At 70.8% G+C, this 14,684-nt stretch carries 11 protein-coding genes; 9 read left to right on the top strand and 2 right to left on the bottom strand.

Features of this window, described 5'->3' with window-relative positions:
- The first annotated feature begins 1 nt into the window (after nucleotide 1).
- The 7 genes from ACFV9G_RS02460 to ACFV9G_RS02430 all read left to right on the top strand — a co-directional run bounded on the left by ACFV9G_RS02460 (nucleotide 2) and on the right by ACFV9G_RS02430 (nucleotide 9,021).
- The gene (locus ACFV9G_RS02460) at nucleotides 2-322 is read left to right on the top strand and encodes an MGMT family protein (RefSeq protein WP_378724587.1); all 321 of its coding nucleotides are present in this window, start codon (nucleotides 2-4) and stop codon (nucleotides 320-322) included.
- Nucleotides 322-987, top strand: coding sequence for a lysophospholipid acyltransferase family protein (locus ACFV9G_RS02455; protein ID WP_378724636.1), 666 nt, complete (start codon nucleotides 322-324; stop codon nucleotides 985-987). The genes ACFV9G_RS02460 and ACFV9G_RS02455 overlap by 1 nt, the downstream gene beginning before the upstream one ends.
- Nucleotides 988-1,065: 78 nt before the next feature.
- Nucleotides 1,066-1,764 carry a hypothetical protein gene (locus tag ACFV9G_RS02450; RefSeq protein WP_378724585.1) on the top strand — a complete coding sequence of 233 codons (699 nt, stop codon included), beginning with the start codon at nucleotides 1,066-1,068 and terminating at the stop codon, nucleotides 1,762-1,764.
- On the top strand, nucleotides 1,745-2,194 hold the full coding sequence (locus ACFV9G_RS02445; RefSeq protein ID WP_378724583.1) for a cupin domain-containing protein: 450 nt from the start codon (nucleotides 1,745-1,747) through the stop codon (nucleotides 2,192-2,194). The genes ACFV9G_RS02450 and ACFV9G_RS02445 overlap by 20 nt, the downstream gene beginning before the upstream one ends.
- A gap of 3 nt (nucleotides 2,195-2,197) precedes the next feature.
- Nucleotides 2,198-2,488: a DUF1905 domain-containing protein gene (locus ACFV9G_RS02440; RefSeq protein ID WP_378724581.1), complete on the top strand. Its 291-nt coding sequence runs from the start codon at nucleotides 2,198-2,200 to the stop codon at nucleotides 2,486-2,488.
- A gap of 33 nt (nucleotides 2,489-2,521) precedes the next feature.
- On the top strand, nucleotides 2,522-5,806 hold the full coding sequence (locus ACFV9G_RS02435; protein WP_378724579.1) for an ATP-dependent helicase: 3,285 nt from the start codon (nucleotides 2,522-2,524) through the stop codon (nucleotides 5,804-5,806).
- Nucleotides 5,803-9,021, top strand: coding sequence for a UvrD-helicase domain-containing protein (locus ACFV9G_RS02430; protein WP_378724578.1), 3,219 nt, complete (start codon nucleotides 5,803-5,805; stop codon nucleotides 9,019-9,021). The genes ACFV9G_RS02435 and ACFV9G_RS02430 overlap by 4 nt, the downstream gene beginning before the upstream one ends.
- Nucleotides 9,022-9,489: 468 nt before the next feature.
- On the opposite strand, the gene ACFV9G_RS02425 is transcribed toward ACFV9G_RS02430, so the two are convergent.
- Nucleotides 9,490-11,307, bottom strand: coding sequence for a hypothetical protein (locus ACFV9G_RS02425; RefSeq protein ID WP_378724576.1), 1,818 nt, complete (start codon nucleotides 11,305-11,307; stop codon nucleotides 9,490-9,492).
- A gap of 37 nt (nucleotides 11,308-11,344) precedes the next feature.
- Here ACFV9G_RS02425 and nudC point away from each other — a divergent pair, with 37 nt between their 5' ends.
- Nucleotides 11,345-12,256: an NAD(+) diphosphatase gene (gene nudC, locus ACFV9G_RS02420; RefSeq protein ID WP_378724574.1), complete on the top strand. Its 912-nt coding sequence runs from the start codon at nucleotides 11,345-11,347 to the stop codon at nucleotides 12,254-12,256.
- A gap of 6 nt (nucleotides 12,257-12,262) precedes the next feature.
- On the opposite strand, the gene ACFV9G_RS02415 is transcribed toward nudC, so the two are convergent.
- On the bottom strand, nucleotides 12,263-12,508 hold the full coding sequence (locus tag ACFV9G_RS02415; RefSeq protein WP_378724573.1) for a mycoredoxin: 246 nt from the start codon (nucleotides 12,506-12,508) through the stop codon (nucleotides 12,263-12,265).
- Nucleotides 12,509-12,599: 91 nt separating this feature from the next.
- Here ACFV9G_RS02415 and ACFV9G_RS02410 point away from each other — a divergent pair, with 91 nt between their 5' ends.
- Entirely contained in the window at nucleotides 12,600-14,651 is a 2,052-nt protein-coding gene (locus tag ACFV9G_RS02410) for an ATP-dependent DNA helicase UvrD2 (protein WP_378724572.1), read from the top strand.
- Nucleotides 14,652-14,684 lie beyond the last annotated feature (33 nt).

The raw sequence follows: 14,684 nt of genomic DNA, 5'->3' as shown, positions 1-14,684 counted from the left end.
TATGACCGACCGGGAGGCGTACGTCGAGGCTGTTCTGCGTCTGGTGGAGCGGATCCCACGCGGGCAGGTGACGACGTACGGTGCGATCGCCGATGCCCTCTTCGACGAGTTCGGAGGCGGGCCTCGGCAGGTCGGCTCGGTGATGGCGCGCGAGGGCGCGGGGATGCCGTGGTGGCGGGTGGTGCGGGCCGATGGCTCGCTCCCCGCCTCCCACGGGGAGGAGGCCCGGCAGGCCTATCTCGAGGAGGGCACCCCGCGACGTGTCTCGGGGGCTGTGGACCTGCGCGAAGCGATGTGGTTGCCGCCTACGATGATCCCGTGATGTATCGCGTCCTCCACGCCGTCGTACCTCCCGTTCTCCGCGCGGTCTGGCGTCCCACGGTGACCGGGGCCGAGAACGTCCCGCGCGCCGGCGGGGTGATCCTGGCCAGCAACCACCTCAGCTTCGCCGACTCGATCGTGATCCCGTCGGTCTCGCCCCGGCCCGTGCACTTCCTGGCCAAGTCCGACTACTTCACCGGCACCGGGCTCAAGGGCGCTGCCCAGCGGGCGTGGTTCGAGGGCATGGGGATGCTGCCCGTGGACCGCGACGACCCGCAGGCCGCGCTCGGCTCGCTGGAGGTGGCCCTGGAGGTGCTCAACAAGGGCGAGGCGTTCGGGATCTACCCGGAGGGCACCCGGTCGCGCGACGGCCTGCTCTACCGCGGACGCACCGGGGTCGCGCACCTGGCGCTGACCGCCGGCGTGCCGGTGGTGCCGGTGGGACTGCGGGGGACCGCGGAGCTCCAGCCGGTCGGGTCGAGCCTGCCGCGGCTGGCGAAGGTCACCGTCGAGTTCGGGCAGCCGATCCAGGTGGCCGGCCGCTTCGACGGCGTACCTCTCGGCAAGGCCCGCCGAGCCCTGACCGACGAGGTCATGGCGGCGATCGCGGCGCTGAGCGGCCAGGACCTGGCCGGGGTCTACAACGAGCGGCCCGCCGACGTCTGATCGCAGGTTGCCTGTTGCGCGGGGGTGAGAAGAGGCGCACTCTGGAAGGTGGACCCCCTAGCAGCCGAGGTGAGGCAGATGGCCACCACGACCGTGTTGCAGGATGAGCTGCGACGCAAGCACGACGAGCTCGCTGGGCGCCTGGCCCACGCTCGGAGCATCATCGCCAGGCCGGAGCAGACCCGCCGGGGCTGCCCACCGATCGACCAGTTCAACGCCGGTACGTCCCGCCACCTGCACGCGGTGGACGAGGCACTTTTGCCGGCGGTCTCCGCTCACTGCGAGGGCGGAGCAGGTCTGGTCCATGACTACCTCCCCACGGCGCGGCACCTGGAGGTGCTGCTCTTCCACGTGAAGGCGCACGAGTACGGCTCCACCTGGGAGACCACCCACGGGTGGCCCACGCTGTGGGGCGAGGTCGAGGAGGCGCTCATCGACCAGGAGGAGCGGGAGGGCGAGCTGGTCTCGCGCCTCGCCGAGGACGCGTCCGACGACGAGCTTCTCCTGGTCGCGGAGCGGATGGCCGCCGCCGCGCGGAGGGCGCCTTCGCGTCCGCATCCCCACCTGCCGCACACGGGCCTGGCCGGAAAGGTCGTACGCCGGGTGGCCCGTCCCGTCGACGCCGTCTGGGACGCGGTCGAGGGCCGCTCGGTCGGCGGCCCCGAGCGGGTTCCGCACGAGAAGCCGGGACTGATCTGGCAGTACCTGCTCGGCGACCCGCGCTTCCCCGACGACCCGGCCAACGAGACCCGGCACAATGAGCCGGGTGACCGCTGACTCCATCACCTCCGCTCTTGACCTCGCGCCGCATCCCGAAGGCGGGGCGTTCCGGCAGACCTGGGCTGCTGCCGAGACCGTCACCCTGCCCGACGGACGGGTGCGTCCGACCGCGACCTTGATCTACTTCCGGCTCCTGGCCGGGGAGTCGTCCGCGTGGCACCGCGTCACCTCGGACGAGATCTGGCTGGCGCACACCGGCGTCGTGTCCCTCCAGCTCGGCGGCGCCGGCGAGGCTCCGGTCGAGGGGGAGACCGTGCTCGTCGGGGTGGACGTCGCCGCCGGCCAGGTGCCGCAGGCGGTCGTGCCGGCGGGGGTGTGGCAGCGTACGGTCCCCTCGGCCGAGGACGCGCTCGTCTCGTGCGTGGTCTCGCCCGGGTTCGACTTCGACGACTTCGAGCTTGCCCCAGAATCAGGCACCGCGGAGTAGGAGATGGAGTACGCGTTCCAAGGAGCCGTCATCGAGTGGCGCGGGCCGGCACCGTTCTACTACGTGCCGATGCCTGTCCAGGACGCCGAGGACCTCAAGGAGGATGCCCGGGGTCTGGAGTACTGGGGCCAGGTCGCCGTCACCGCCACCATCGGCGAGACCACGTTCACCACCGCGCTCTTCCCCAAGGACGGCACCTATCTGCTGCCGTTGAAGGTGGTCGTCCGGAAGGCGGAGGGCCTCGATCTCGACGACGTCGTCGAGGTGAGGATGCGGCTGGGGCATGACGCCTGACGGTTGTCGGTGCTCTCTGGTTGGGTGGAGCCCGTGACCGTCTCCTACCGCCTTGCCCCGCCGCCGAGTGCCGTCGGTGTGCCGGTGCTCGACGAGCACCAGCGGTCGGTCGTGGAGCATCCCGGCGGACCGCTGCTCGTGCTGGCCGGACCCGGGACCGGCAAGACGACCACGCTGGTCGAGGCGGTGGTCGACCGGATCGAGAACCGCGGCGTACGTCCTGACCAGCTGCTGGCCCTGACCTTCTCCCGCAAGGCCGCCGAGCAGCTGCGCGACCGAGTGACCGCACGGCTTGGGCGGACGTTGTCCGGGGCGGTCTCCTCGACCTTCCACTCCTTCGCCTACGGCCTGGTGCGCCGCTATGCACCGGCCGAGCTCTACGCCGCCCCGCTGACGCTGCTCTCGGCGCCGGAGGCCGATGTGGTGCTGCAGGAGCTGCTGGCCGACCACCCGGAGTCGGTGCGGTGGCCGGAGCGGTTCCGGATGGCGATCGGCACCCGCGGGTTCGCGCGGGAGGTGCAGACCGTGATCGCGCGGGCGCGCGAGCGAGGTCTGGATCCTGACCAGCTGGTGGCGCTCGGCCGGGAGGAGGGCATCTCAGAGTTCGTCGCGGCAGGGTGGTTCCTGGAGCAGTATCTCGACGTGCTCGGTGCGCAGTCGGCGATCGACTACCCCGACCTGATCATGCGTGGGGTGATCGAGGCCGAGCGGCATGCGGCCGAGCTCCGGGCGGAGTTCGCGTGCGTGTTCGTGGACGAATACCAGGACACCGACCCGAGCCAGGTCGCCCTGCTGCAGGCGCTCGCCGGTGACGGGCGCGACCTGATCGTGGTGGGCGACCCCGACCAGTCGATCTACGGGTTCCGGGGCGCCGACGTCAACGGGATCCTCGACTTCCCCTCCCAGTTCCTGACCAGGCAACGCCGGCACGCGCCGGTGGTGGCGCTCGGGACGACCCGGCGGTTCGGATCGCGGCTGCTGCGGGCGTCGCGGTCGATCGCGGCGGGCATCTCGGTGCGCGGCTCGATCCCTTCCGCTGCCTATGACACGTTCCGAAACCCGCATCCGCTGGCTCAGGACCCCGGCCGGGCCGAGGTGCTCACCTTCGACACCGACCGCGCCGAGACGGAGCACATCGCCGACCTGCTCCGCCGCGCGCATCTCGAGGACGGCATCGACTGGTCCGACATGGCCGTCCTGGTGCGCTCGGGCCGCACCTCGATCCCGCAACTGCGCCGGTCGCTGACCGCCGCCGGTGTCCCGGTCGAGGTCGCCGCCGACGAGACCCCGCTGGTCCGCGAGCCCGCCGCCGCGGTCCTCCTCGACGCGCTCGGGATCGTCGTCGACGCCGACGTCGAGTCGGACCTCGACGAGCGCTACGTACGCCCCGACCGGTGCGAGGAGCTGCTCACCGGTCCTCTCGGTGGCCTCGACGCCACCGACGTCCGCGCGCTCACCCGCACCCTGCGGGCTCGCTTTCCCGACGTCGCCGCACACGATCTCGTACGCCGCGCCGTGCTCGATCCCGGTTTCGCCGCTGGTCTCGACACGGATTCGTTCGTACCTCACGAATCCGGCTCGACCAGCGGGGGCGGCTCGACCGGCGGGGGTCGCGGCGGGGGTGGCGAGGAGCGGGTGCTGGGGCGGGTCCGCCGGCTTGCGGCTCTGCTTGCCGAGGCGCGGACCGTGCTGAAAGACGGGGCCGGGGCCGAGCAGGTGCTGTGGACGCTGTGGGACGGTGCCGAGTGGGGGCAGCGGCTGCGGGCGCAGGTGGAGTCGGGCGGTGCGGCGGCGCGGCTGGCGCACCGCGACCTGGACGCGATCGTGGCGCTCTTCGACACCGCCGCCAAGATCGAGGGACGCCAGGAGTTCACCTCGGTGGAGACCTTTCTGGCCACGCTTCGTGCCCAGGAGATCCCGGCCGACACCCTGGCCGACAAGGGCGTGCGCGGCTCGGCGGTGCGGCTGCTCACCGCCCACCGTTCCAAGGGGCTGGAGTGGGGTCTGGTGGTCGTCGCCCACGTCCAGGAAGGGGCCTGGCCCGACCTGCGCCGGCGCGACTCGCTCCTCGGCCCCGACCGGATCGCCCCGGCGCTGCCGGACGGCCGTCACGGCGGGCTGCTGCCGCCGCTGACCCGCTCGGCGATGCTCGCCGAGGAGCGCCGGCTCTTCTACGTCGCCGCCACCCGTGCCCGGTCCCGGCTGGTCGTGACCGCGGTGAAGTCACCCGACGACGACGGCGACCAGCCGTCGCGGTTCATCAACGAGCTCGGCCTGCGTGAGGACCAGATCCGTCACCGCGTCGGCAGGCCGACCCGACCGCTGTCGCTGGCCGGTCTGGTCGCCGAGCTACGCCGCACCGCCGCGGATCCTGCCCAACCCGACGCGCTGCGCGAGGCCGCCGCGAGGAGGCTTGCGATGCTGGCCGCGACCGAGGTGCGCGGCAAGCGGATCGCGCTCTCCGCCGACCCGTCGACCTGGTGGGGGCTGCGAGCCCCGACGTACGCCTCGGCCGCGGTGCGCCCCGAGGACCGTCCGATCACGCTGAGCGCGTCGGCGCTGGAGGCGATCCTGACCTGCCCCGCGCAATGGTTCCTGGCCCGCGAGGCGGGCGGTGCCGTCACCGACTCCTCGAGCCAGGGATTCGGCAAGGTGGTGCACGCGATCGCCGAGCAGCTCGCCCGGGGCGACCTCGACGCCGCCACCGTCGAGGACCTGATGCCGTTCGTCGACGAGGTCTGGGGCCGCCTCGAGTTCCGTACGCCCTGGTCCGCCGCCCGCGAGCGGGAGGCGGTCCGCGACGTGCTGGCCAGGTTCCTGACCTGGCACCGGCGCCCCGGCGCGCGGACCGTGATCGGCTTCGAGGAGCAGCTGACGGCGAAGGTCTCGCTTCCCAGCGGGGAGACGGTGCGGCTGAACGGCTATGCGGACCGCCTGGAGCTCGATGAGAGCGGCCGGATCGTCGTCGTCGACCTGAAGACCGGGAAGTATCCGCCCACCGCGCAGGAGGTCAAGGAGCACGGCCAGCTCGGCCTCTACCAGCTGGCCGTCGAGCACGGCGCGGCCTCGTCGCTGGCACCTGGGGCGACCTCCGGTGGTGCGGAGCTGATCCAGCTGCGCCATCCCGCGGGTTCGGGGAGCGAGCTGCCGAAGGTGCAGGTGCAGGCTCCCGAGCCGCCCGAGATCATCACTCAGCTGGAGAAGGCGGTGGCGACCGTGCGCGCCGAGGAGTTCGTGGCCAGACCCGGCAAACAGTGCGACCGGTGCCAGTTCGTCTCGCTCTGCCCGGCGCAGACCTCGGGATCGGTGCTGTCATGAGCATGACCGTCGAGACCCCTGAGGAGCTCGCCAAGCTGATGGGCCACGACTGGCTCTACAGCGAGGAGCAGTTCCGCGCGATCACGGCGCCGTTGGAGCCGGCCGTGGTGATCGCCGGCGCCGGGTCCGGCAAGACCGCGGTGATGGCCGCTCGAGTCGTCTGGCTGGTCGCCACCGGCCGCGTGCTTCCTGGGGAGGTGCTCGGTCTGACCTTCACCACCAAGGCGACCGCCGAGCTGGCCACCCGGATCCGGGAGTCGCTGCAGAAGGCGGGGCTGTGGCCGGAGCGCCGCGAGGGCCCGCCGCGGCCCGGCGAGGAGGATGACGAGCCCACCGAGCCGACGGTTGCGACCTACCACTCCTACGCCTCCGGCCTGCTCTCCGAGCACGGCCTGCGGATCGGTCACGAACCCGACACCCGGCTGATCGCCGACGCGACCCGCTACCAGCTGGCGGCTCGAGCCCTGGCCCGGCACACCCACCCGGTGGAGAAGCTCACCGACTACCCGAAGCTGGCCGTCCAGCAGCTGCTCGCGCTCGACTCCGAGCTCTCCGAGCACCTCGTCGACCCCGCCACGCTGCGCGCCTACGACCGCAACGAGCGGTCGCTGTTCGCGCTGGAGGTGGCCGACCTCACGGCCCAGCTGGCCGACGGGAAACGGGTCAAGACCAAGCTGACCAAGGTCGAGAAGGCGATCGACGCGATCGACAAGCGCTACGAGCTGCTCGACCTGGTCGACGGCTACCGGCGGCTCAAGGACCGACTCGGGCTGATGGACTTCTCCGACCAGATCGCTCTCGCCGCCCGGCTGGCCGTGGAGACGCCCGAGGTCGGCGAGATCGAGCGCGGGAAGTTCAAGGTCGTGCTGCTCGACGAATACCAGGACACCTCGGTGGCGCAGGCCCAGATGCTCGCCCGCCTCTTCGGCGACGGACACCCCGTCACCGCCGTCGGCGACCCCAACCAGGCGATCTACGGCTGGCGCGGCGCCTCGGTGAGCAACATCCTCGAGTTCGGCCGCGACTTCCCGGCGAAGGACGGACGGCGCCCCGCCTACTCCCTGACCGTCAACCGCCGCTCCGACGCACGCATCCTCGACACCGCCAACCATCTGGCCGCCCAGCTCTACGAGGGTCGCGAGAAGGAGCGCCTGGTCGCCGCCGAGGGGGCGCGCGACGGTGAGGTGCGGGTGCATGTCCACGAGACGTACGACGATGAGCTGCTCTGGCTCGCCGACAAGGTGATCGAGGCCCATGAGGCGGTGGGGGAGTGGAAGGAGATCGGCGTCCTGACCAGGGACAACTCGCAGGCGGCGGCGGTCTTCGACGCGCTCACCGCTCGCGAGATCCCGGTCGAGATCGTCGGTCTGAAGGGGCTGCTGCGGCTGCCCGAGGTGGCCGAGGTCGTGGCCACCATGGAGCTGCTCCACGACGTCACCGCCAACGCCGCGCTGCTCACGCTGCTCGCCGGTCCACGCTGGGCGATCGGTCCGCGCGACCTGGCCATCCTCGGCCGCAGGTCACGCGACCTGGCCGGGGTCGTCGGCGGCGCGGAGGAGTTCGCCGACATCGAGCGGCAGCTGGAGGCGGCGGTCGAGGGCACCGACCCCACTGAGATTCCCTCGCTCAACGACGCGCTGGAGGATCCCGGCGACCCCTCCGACTACGACTACTCACCGCAGGCCCGGGAGCGGTTCAAGCTTCTCGCCGACGAGCTCCGTGGGCTGCGCAGGGCGGTCAACGAGCCGCTCCTCGACCTGGTCCGGCGGATCATCGACGTCACCGGCATCGACATCGAGCTGGCCGCCTCGGTCTCCCCGGCGGCCTCGGCCCGGCGGGACAACCTCGACCTCTTCGTCCAGGCGGTCGCCGACTTCGAGGGTCTCGATGGGCAGGTCACCCTCGCCGCGCTGCTGGCCTACCTCGAGGCGGAGGACGAATACGGCCAGGGCCTCGACGTCGCCACCCCCTCGGAGGCCGACTCGGTCAAGCTGCTCACCGTCCACCGCGCCAAGGGACTCGAATGGGACGTCGTCTTCCTGGTCGGGGTCACCCACAAGAAGTTCCCCACCGGCCAGACCCGATCCTCGTGGCTGACCGTCCCCTCGGTCATGCCCGCCGCTCTCCGCGGTGATCGCGCCGACCTGCCGCAGCTCCACGGCCACGACGCCGACTCGATCGACGAGCTCCTCGCCGAGCGGAAGGAGCACGAGCGCGTCGAGGAGCTTCGGCTGGCCTACGTCGCCTGGACCCGTGCTCGCCACATCCAGTTCGTCTCGTGCTGGCGCTGGTCGCCCTCCCTGAAGGAGGGCCGCGGGCCGTCGGTCTATGTCGAGAAGACCCGGGAGGCGCTGCTGCAGTGGGGCGCCAAGCCCGACCGCTGGGCCGACGTCGTAGTCAAGGGCGAGGAGGAGAGCCCGTACGCAGCGCAGGAGGTCGATCTCCCGTGGCCGATCAACCACCACACCCCCGAGGTGGAGCGCCGGCTGGAGGCGGCCAGGCTGGTTCGCGAGGCGACGCCTGGGCCCGATGATCTCGAAGACCTCACCCTGCTCGAGACGGTGAACCAGTGGGACGAGGAGATCGAGCGGCTGCTCACCGAGGCGGAGCGTGAGCGCGCTCCGGAGGTGGTCGTACCGTTGCCGTCCTCGCTCTCGGCCACCGCCATGTCGAAGCTGCGCGACGACCCGCTCGGCTTCGCCGCCGACCTGGTCCGCCCGATGCCCCGCAAGCCGTCCTCCCAGGCCCGCTTCGGCACCCGGTTCCACGCTTGGGTCGAGGCCCGCTTCGGCCAGCAGGACCTCTTCGACCCCGATGATCTCCCCGGTCGTGCAGACCACGGCATCGAGGACGAGTCCGGCCTCGAGGAGGTCATCAGCGCCTTCGAGAACGGGCCCTTCGCGGACCGGCCGCCGTTCCGGGTCGAGGCGGCGTTCGCCATCGTTCTGGCAGGCCAGGTCGTTCGGGGACGGATCGACGCCGTCTACCAGGAGCCGGACGGGAGCTTTTTGATCGTCGACTGGAAGACCAACCAGAGCCAGAACGCCGATCCGCTCCAGCTCGCGCTGTATCGGGTCGGGTGGGCTGAGCTGATGGGGGTGCCGTTGTCTCGGGTTAGGGCGGCTTTCTACTACGTGCGGTCCGGGCGGCTGGTCGAGCCTTCTGCGCTTCCTGGGCGGGGGGAGTTGGAGGAGATATTGGGCGGGGGGCGCTGACCGCTTCTTTGTGGTTGGTGTTTGCCGCCGACCCTTGCTTGAGGGTCTTCTCGGCGGCGTCCGGAGTAAAGGACGGCCTTCGGCCGCCGGCTGACGCCGGCCGCTTCGCGGTCCTTGACACCGGCCGTCGCCGAGAAAGATTTGGCTGGCTATCGGGTCGGCGGCAGGGGTTTGGCGCGGAGATCCGGGTCGGGTAGGGGCTTGGGATCTGAGGGTGAACGAATTTTCGTTCACGCCGAGATCGCCGTGGGGCGGTCGGTGCGTGGGTGAACGAAAATTCCTTCGGCATGCCGGGGTGAAGAAAGTTTCGTTCACCCCGGAGAGCGTCTTCTTCTGCCAGGGTGAATGAATTTTCGTTCGCCGTGGGGGCGGCCACGTCCCGAGGAGCGACTACCCCGCGGCCACACTGGGGCCGCCGCGCCTGACCAGCCACGAACAACAGTGTCGGCCGGCAGCCATCACGCCGAGTTACTTCACCGTCCGAGCAACCTCCGGCAGCTCCCCAGACTCCCGCAGCGAGTCGAGCAGGTCACCAGGAAGAATCCAGACGGTCGCAAGCGGGAACGGCCGCTCGCGCAGCATCACCGCGCCGGTGACGAAGGCCGGCTCGCCCTCCGGGCACGAGAAGACGATGTCGTCGCCCCACTCCCACTGCCGCTTGACGATGGTGGGAAGCATCCACCACATCAGCCAGTTGCGCTCGGAGTTCATCGCCGAATGGCGGCGGGGGCAGTTGTCGTCGTAGGCGACGACCGCGTCGGGGTGCTCGGCGAGGATCGAACGCAGGTCGTCGACGACCGGAGTGGCGTGGTCGAAGTGGTCGTGGAACTTGTCGGAGGCCACGTCGGCGACGGCAGAGCCGGCGACACCGACGACCAGAACGAGCGCGGTGACGACCACCGAGCGCACCCGGTCGCCGACCCGGGGGCTCAGCCGGGAGAGGGCCGCGAGGAGCGTCCAGATCGCCAGCGGCACCAGAGCACACAGGGTCGCGATCAGCCAGAAGCGGTTGTCGTTGGTGAACGACGGAATGGGTCCCGGCTGCGGGAACTGCCCGTCCGGAAGCGCCCACCACCACGGGATCGCGCCGGGGATGTGCGCCGGGGTGGTGTAGGCCCAGGTGGGTGCGTCGGGGGCGACGACGAGGATGGTCACCAGCGAGATCCCGGCGACGATCACCCAGGTCCAGACGAGGACCGCACGGGAGCGTACGGCCTGGATCGCCGCGCAGACCCCGGCCAGCACGAGGACCGCGAAGACGGGGTCGATGTAGCGCCCGTAGATCCAGTAGTCGAAGCGCCGCCACTCCATGGTGAACAGCGAGTACTCGTTGCCCCAGTTCAGACAGCTGAGGACGTACATCGACCCGGCCGCGATCAGCACGAACCCGGCCGGCCCCACCTGTCGCGAGCGGAGCTCCTTCCAGAACAAGGCGGTGACCACGACCAGGCCGACGACCACGAGGCCGAAGCTCCCGATCATCTGCGTCCAGGCCTCGCCTGCGAAGGTGTCGACCCAGTATCGCGGGTTGGCCTGGGTGACCTTCTCGAAGAAGTCCTGCGCCTGGATGAACTTCCACGGCACCAGCTGCGCGTGGAACCAGAGCGCGGCCTTGTTGGCGGCGACGGCGAGCACGCCGGTGGCGACCAGCCCGACGAGGGCGACACGGGCAACCTGCCACTTGCGTACCACGAAGCTGTGCACGATGAAGCAGGTCAGCCACAGCGCGACCGCGGCGACGAAGACCTGCATCCGGGCGTGGGAGAAGAGCGCGAGCCCGGTGAGCAGGCTGAGCAGGAGTACGCCGCGATAGGTCGGCTTCTCCCAGAGCCGGAACGCCGCCAGGGTCGCGAGGACGACGAGCAGCGTGACCAGCCGCTCGGAGAGGATGTAGTCGGCCTGGATCGCGCGGGGCGGCAGGGCCATCACGATGGCGCCGGCGACGACACCCTGCGCCGGAGTGACCCCGCTGAGCCGGACCGCGACCCGGGCGAGCGGCCAGATGGTGAGCATGCTGATCACCAGGCCGACGACGATCGCCATCTTGTAGAACGTGAACACGTTGGACGTGACCAGCCACAACGGCGCCAGCAGCACGCCCCACCCGGGGTAGTAGCCGGGGGTGTTCAGCTGTGGCGAGTCGAGTCCGAGGACGGTCCGTCCATGGATGACGGTGCCGATCTCGTCGTACATGAACGAGAGGCTGGAACCCCAGGCGATGTAGGCGTTGATCGCCAGGGCGACCACGACGGAGACGACAGCGGCGATGCGCCAAAACCGATCCACGCCGCGGAACCTATACCCACCTCATAGGCTCTGCCGGGTGGACTCCCCGAAGCTGCCCATCCATCTGCGAATCATCCAAAGCCCCCACGACCGCTCCGGCCATCTGCGCGCCGACGACGGCTGGGTCGAGAAGGCCTGGTCCGCCGAGACCACGAGGGTCCTCGTGGTCGCCGGCAACAGGGTCGAGCCGTCAGGCGAGACCGGAGTGAGGTGGCGTACGCCGGAAGCCTCTCCGGAAGGGATCCGGCTGCTCCTCGGCGACTCCCCCGATGGAGCGAGCTTCGCCGTGCTCACTGGCCGTGAGGAGGCCGGAGAGACGTGGCGTGACCTGCGCGGCCTCTTCCCCGCGCTGCTCGCCGACACGACCGAGGCGAGCTTCCTGATGCACGCGATCGGCCTGGCCGAGTGGCACCGGGCGACCCGGTTCTGCTCGCGTTGCGGCGGCGGCCTCCAACCGCGGGCGGCCGGTCACGAGCTCGTCTGCACGGAAGGTCACCTGACCTTCCCCCGCACCGACCCGGCGGTGATCATGCTGGTGACGTCGGGGGAGCCCGGGAGCGACGAGGAGCGTTGCCTGCTCGGCAACCACACCCGCTGGCCCGCGCCCAACTTCTCCACCCTCGCCGGCTTCGTCGAGCCGGGGGAGTCGCTCGAGGACGCGGTCCGTCGCGAGGTCGGTGAGGAGGTCGGCGTACGCGTCGGGCAGGTCGACTACTTCGGCAACCAGCCGTGGCCGCTGCCGGCCAGCCTGATGCTCGGCTTCTTCGCACGTGCGGCGTCGACCGAGATCACGGTCGACGCGGACGAGATCCGCGAGGCGCGCTGGTTCACCCGCGCGGAGCTCGCCGCGGTCGCGAGGAGCGGTGAGATCAAGCTGCCCAGCGGCATCTCGATCAGCCGCTCGCTGGTCGAGGAGTGGTACGGCGGGGAGCTGCCCGGCTCGTGGTGACCGGTGTCAGACCAGCTCGGCGAGCTTCGCCTTGACCTGAGCGATCGACGGGTTGGTCATCGCGGTGCCGTCGGAGTAGACGAGGGTCGGGACGGTCTGGTTGCCGCCGTTGGCCTGCTCGACGATCTGCGCGGCCTCGGGGACCTGCTCGATGTCGACCTCGTCGAAGGTGATGTCTTCACGGCCGAGCTGACCCTTGAGTCGCTGGCAGTATCCACACCAGGGTGTGGTGTACATCGTGAAGCTGCTCATCGGGGGATCTCCTCATCAGAACTGTCGGTGCGAGCCAATAGTGTTGGCCTCCAAGGCACAACGTTCCCACCCCGAGGAGTTCTTCCCGCCCATGACCCCCGAGTCCCTCCTCGCCGCCCTCGACCCTGAGCAACGCCGGGTGGCGGAGGCACTGCGCGGTCCGGTCCGGGTGCTGGCGGGTGCGGGGACCGGCAAGACCCGGGCGATCACCCACCGGATCGCCTACGGCGTCGCCACCGGTGTCTACGCGCCGCAGGAGATCCTCGCCGTCACCTTCACCACCCGCGCCGCGGGGGAGATGCGGCAGCGACTGCGCGCGATGGGCGCCGGTGCGGTCCAGGCGCGCACCTTCCACTCCGCCGCCCTGCGCCAGCTGCGGTTCTTCTGGCCCAAGGTCTACGGCACCGAGCTGCCCAACCTGACCGAGTCGAAGATCCCGCTGATCCGCGCGGCCGCGCAGCGCCAGCGGATCAACGTCGACCAGGCCCAGGCGCGCGACCTGGCCTCGGAGATCGAGTGGTCGAAGGTCTCCAACGTCCACCCCGACGACTACCCGAAGTCGGCCGAGGCTCGGGGCCGGGAGGTCGGTGGACTCACCCCCTCGATGGTGGGACACATCTATGCGGCCTACGAGGACGTCAAACGCACCCAGGCGCGGATGGACATGGAGGACGTGCTGCTCCTGACCGCCGGCCTCCTGGAGCACGACGAGCGCGTCGCAGCGCAGGTCAGGCGGCAGTACAAGTGGTTCACCGTCGACGAGTTCCAAGACGTCTCGCCGCTGCAGTCGGCGCTGCTCGACCTGTGGCTGGGCGGGCGCAGCGAGCTCTGCGTCGTCGGCGACCCGGCGCAGACGATCTACACCTTCGCCGGCGCCGACGCCGCCTACCTGCGTGACTTCCCGACGAAGCACCCCGGTGCCACTTCGGTCGAGCTGGTCCGCAACTACCGCTCCTCGCCGCAGGTCGTGAAGGCCGCCAACAAGATCCTGGAGGGTACGCCGAGCGCTGGTGTCCAGCTCCAGGCCCAGCGCGACTCCGGTCCCGCCGTCGAGCACGTCGAGCAGCCCGACGAGGTCGCCGAGGCCGAGGGTGTCGCCGCCGAGATCCTGCGCCTGCACCAGGCCGGCAAGCCCTACCACGAGATGGCGATCCTGTTCCGGATCAACGCCCAGTCGGAGGCCTACGAGGACGCGCTCACCGCCCGCCGGATCCCGTACGTCCTGCGCGGCGCCGCCCGGTTCTTCGACCGGCCCGAGGTCCGTGAGGCGGTGACCCGGATCCGCGGCGCGGCGCGAGGCGGCCAGGGTGCCGTGATCGGTGACGAGCTGCTGGAGTCGGTCCACGGGATCCTGGCCGGGATGGGCTGGACCTCCGAGCCGCCCGAGGGGCGGGGGCAGACCCGCGATCGCTGGGAGTCGTGGCAGGCGCTGATCGACCAGGCGCGCACCTTCTCCGCGGCCGGCGGCGACCTGGCCGGCCTCGTCGCGGAGCTCGACCGCCGCGCGGCCGAGCAGCACGCGCCGGTGCCCTCGGGGGTGACCCTGGCGACGTTCCACGCCGCCAAGGGGCTGGAGTGGGACTCGGTGTTCCTGGTCGGCCTCCAGGACGGCACGATGCCGTTCATCCTCCGTGGCGAGGAGCCGACCCCGGCCGAGATCGAGGAGGAGCGGCGGCTGCTCTACGTCGGCCTCACCCGGGCGCGGGTCGATCTGACCCTGTCCTGGGCGCTGGCACGTCAGCCGGGCCAGGCCGCGCGGCGCAGGCCGTCGCGGTTCCTCGACCCGCTGCGGCCGGCTCGGTCCGTGGCGCCGACGCGGCGCCCCGGCTCCGGGAAGGCCAGGATGTGCAAGGCCTGCGGCGGGCCGCTCGGCTCGGCGGCCGAGAAGCGGATGGGTCGCCACGAGGGCTGCGACGCGCCTTACGACGAGGCGCTCTACGACCGGCTGAAGCAGTGGCGCAAGGAGACCGCCGAGGCGATCCGCAAGCCTGCCTTCGTGGTCTTCACCGACGCGACCCTCGAGCAGATCGCCGAGCAGAAGCCGGGCACGCTCCAGGACCTGCAGCGCATCGCCGGCATCGGCCGCAGCAAGGTGGAGACGTACGGTTCGGAAGTCCTTGAGGTGATCGTCGCCGAGGCCTGAAACCCTTCAGAGAAATTCCTCGAAATCAACGGG

Source organism: Nocardioides sp. NPDC059952, from assembly GCF_042730435.1.
Classification (GTDB): domain Bacteria; phylum Actinomycetota; class Actinomycetes; order Propionibacteriales; family Nocardioidaceae; genus Nocardioides.
This window is presented reverse-complemented; position numbering and strand designations above follow the sequence as displayed.